The sequence below is a fragment of the Streptomyces sp. NPDC002467 genome (assembly GCF_042889825.1).
GTDB lineage: Bacteria > Actinomycetota > Actinomycetes > Streptomycetales > Streptomycetaceae > Streptomyces.
The window spans coordinates 1-2,063 of sequence record NZ_JBIARJ010000051.1 but is presented as its reverse complement, the minus strand read 5'-3'; the positions used below and the strand labels follow the sequence as shown (position 1 = coordinate 2,063).

The 2,063-nt window shown below is 76.7% G+C and carries 2 protein-coding genes; one reads left to right on the top strand and one right to left on the bottom strand.

The genetic code is table 11. The features are described 5' to 3' along the window. Positions 1–264: 264 nt before the first annotated feature. Positions 265–1,470, bottom strand: a complete 1,206-nt coding sequence (locus ACFYYJ_RS41490; RefSeq protein WP_389140207.1) for a bifunctional adenosylcobinamide kinase/adenosylcobinamide-phosphate guanylyltransferase — start codon at positions 1,468–1,470, stop codon at positions 265–267. Positions 1,471–1,574: 104 nt separating this feature from the next. Here ACFYYJ_RS41490 and ACFYYJ_RS41485 point away from each other — a divergent pair, with 104 nt between their 5' ends. Continuing rightward, complete coding sequence (locus ACFYYJ_RS41485; RefSeq protein WP_365168160.1) at positions 1,575–1,787, top strand: hypothetical protein; 213 nt, start codon at positions 1,575–1,577, stop codon at positions 1,785–1,787. The last annotated feature ends 276 nt before the right edge of the window (positions 1,788–2,063 follow it).

Genomic DNA, 2,063 nt, shown 5'->3' with positions numbered 1-2,063 from the left:
CCCCGTTCGACGCCCGAGGAGGTGCCCCGGCGCGCGCCCGACCCCGACGGCCCACCCTGCGGCCCGCCCCCGGCCGGGGTCCCGCTGCGCGGAGCAGGTCCCCTACCCGCCCTTCCGCCGTTCCCCGGGGCTCCGCCCCGGACCCCGGTCCTCAAACGCCGGACGGGCTGGAGGCTTCGGATCTTCGCCCCGGACCCCGGTCCTCAAACGCCGGCGAGGCTGGGATTGCCCGGTGGGGTCGAGTCATCCGGGGTCGGGGCTCGGCTAGTCCTTGAGTAGGAGTGCCTGCCCGGCCACGACCAGGAGTACGTGTTCGCACTCGCCCGCCATCGCGGCGTTCAGCCTGCCCAGCTCGTCGCGGAAGCGGCGGCCCGAGGCGGTCGCCGGTACGACGCCCCCGCCCACCTCGTTGCTGACCAGCACCACCCGGCGGCGGCTCGCGCGCACCGCCGCCACCAGCTCCGCGATCCGCTCGCGGAGGTCCTTCTGCCCGGTCGCGGCCCAGACCGCGTCGTCCCACGCCCCGGCCCGGTCCATCGCGTCCGTCAGCCACAGCGCCAGGCAGTCGATCAGCAGCGGCGCACCGGGCTCCGCCAGCAGCGGCGCCAGATCGCAGGTCTCCAGCGTCCGCCAGCTCCCCGGCCGGCGCTCGCGGTGCAGGCCCACCCGCTGGGCCCACTCCGCGTCCCCGTCCCGGGTGCCGCCCGTCGCGACGTAGACCACCTCGGGGAAGGACTCCAACCTCCGCTCCGCCTCCAGCGACTTGCCCGAACGGGCCCCGCCCAGCACCAGGGTCCGGCGCGGCAGGTCCGCCGCCGCGTGGTACTCCCCGACGATGACGGTGGTCCCGTCGCGCACGGCCCGCGCCCCGGCGGCCGCGCACCTGCGCTCCAACTCCCGGCCCGGCGGGGTGTCGTGGTCCACGTGTACGGCGATCACCTCCGTCGCCGGGCCGACCGCACCGCTCGCCCGCAGCCGCGCCAGGGCCTCCGGCCGGCCGAGCACGTCCGCGAGCACCATGTCGTACGGCTGTTGGTCCTTGTCGCCGTTGGTCCCGGCCGGGGCGCCGCCCGGGGGCAGGTACAGCAGTCGGCCGCCGTCCGGGCCCGTCACCTCGTAGCCCGTGCCCGGCGCGTCCATCGGCACCGCCCGCACCCGGTGCCCCGAGATCACAGACAGCTCCCGCCCGTCCGGGACCCGCCCCGCCGCCGGCAACCCCGGCGGCAGCTCGACGGCGGGTCCGTCGTGCGGGTGGGTCAGCAGGACCTGCCGCACCCCGGCCAGCGAGTGCCCGGCCCTCGCGCCGGCCAGCACCGCCCCGGGGGTCAGGTCGAGCAGCAGCGCCCCGTCGACGAGCACGGCCGTCGCGGCCCGTGAGCGGGTGCCGACGGACAGTGCGCACGTCGCGCAGGGACAGCCGGGGCGGGGCAGCCCCTGGGGTGTACCGGTGCCGAGCAGAGTGAGTTCCACAGGATGATCCTCCCGCGTCCCCGAGAGTGGTGCGCGCCCGGCTACTCTGCGGGGCAGACTCAAGGCGAGAAGCGCGCACCAGCGGACGAGCAACGGAGGCGGACATGGCGTGGACGTGGCGGTTCGAGAAGGCCGACGGCACGGAGACGGCCCCGGCGGTGGTCCCGGAGGAGTTCACCACGCAGGGGGACGCGGAGTCCTGGATCGGTGAGGTCTGGAAGGACCTGCTGGAGGGCGGCGCGGAGCGGGTGAGGCTGTCGGACGACGGCGGGGTGGAGATCTACGCGATGTCGTTGCGGGAGGCCCTCGACGCGTAGCCCCTGCGGGGACGCTCGCCGGGTCGCGTGGGCCCGCCCCGCTGACGGGGCTCCGCCCCGCCACCCCACGGGCGCTCCGCGCCCGCCGCCTCAAACACCGGCGGGGCTGGATTCGCCCTGCGGCCCTTTCAGCCTCGCCGGCGTTCGAGGCGCGGGCTTTCAGCCCGTCCGGCGTTTGAGGACCGGGGTCCGGGGCGGAGCCCCGGGGGACGGTGGAAGGGCGGGTAGGGGACTCGCTCCGCGCAGCGGCACCCCCGGCCCGGGCCGCGCCGAAGG

Excerpts from the sequence above, each read along its gene's own strand:
- ACFYYJ_RS41485 (WP_365168160.1), top strand. The coding sequence starts at position 1,575 with ATGGCGTGGACGTGGCGGTTCGAGAAGGCCGACGGCACGGAGACGGCC.